This window comes from Spiroplasma endosymbiont of Megaselia nigra (assembly GCF_003987485.1).
In the GTDB taxonomy this organism is placed as follows: domain Bacteria; phylum Bacillota_I; class Bacilli_A; order Mycoplasmatales; family Mycoplasmataceae; genus Spiroplasma.
Map to the genome: position 1 here is coordinate 1 of NZ_RCOO01000306.1, position 837 is coordinate 837.

Below are 837 nucleotides of genomic sequence, written 5' to 3' on the forward strand. Positions count from 1 at the left end.
ACCCATTGCTGTATTTTCATATAATTCACCATTAACCATTGCTTTTAATTGGGCTTGTGAACCAATTACTTTTAAATAAGCAGGTGTTAATCCTAAATATGCTCTTCGTCCTAAAACCATAAACATTTTATCGGTTGGCAAACCAAAGTATAAATTACTAATTTGATTTGTTAATTCAATCAATGTTTCATTTAATGTAAAGAATGCTTTATTTGCATCATCGGCATTTTCGGCTGTATAACTACGAAATGGAATTACTTCATATTGACCATCTGCTAAACAATAATCATAAATAGCCTGAATTAATTCACATTCTAAATTAACAAATTTATTCTGTACAACACTAGAAATAGCATCAGCAATAACACCATTTTTAATATTTTGTTCTATTAATGCTAGGTCAAAAGCTTCATTCATTAATTTTAAATTAAATCTTTTATCAATTGGAACTGGAATTCTTGTTAATCCCATAGTTTGAGTTGCACCACCATTTGGTAATGAATAATCATCTTGTCATACCACACGATGAGTTAAATTATATAATGCTTGACCAGCATTAGGTAATCAAGCAACTTGTTCGGCAGTTGCAGTTGCATATTGCATAATACTTGCATATTCATTATATAAAGGTCCACGCAATAAAGCATTAACCATATCAACATAGGCTTTTTGCCCTGTTGTATTACCTTGTAATGTAAAAGGTACTTGCGGCAAATTAATTGTTGCCATAATTTCACTTCCCTTATTATCTAAGGTTTTTAAGTGTATAATCAGTTAATTTTTTAATTTCATCAGGAGTATATGCTCCTTTTTCTTTAATAGTTTCAATTTCATCAT

General features: G+C 29.7%; 1 protein-coding gene. It reads right to left on the bottom strand.

Annotated elements, in window-relative coordinates:
• On the bottom strand, nt 1-729 hold a 729-nt coding region (locus D9R21_RS06765; protein ID WP_148108900.1), incomplete at its 3' end, for a hypothetical protein.
• Between the last annotated feature and the right edge of the window lie 108 nt (nt 730-837).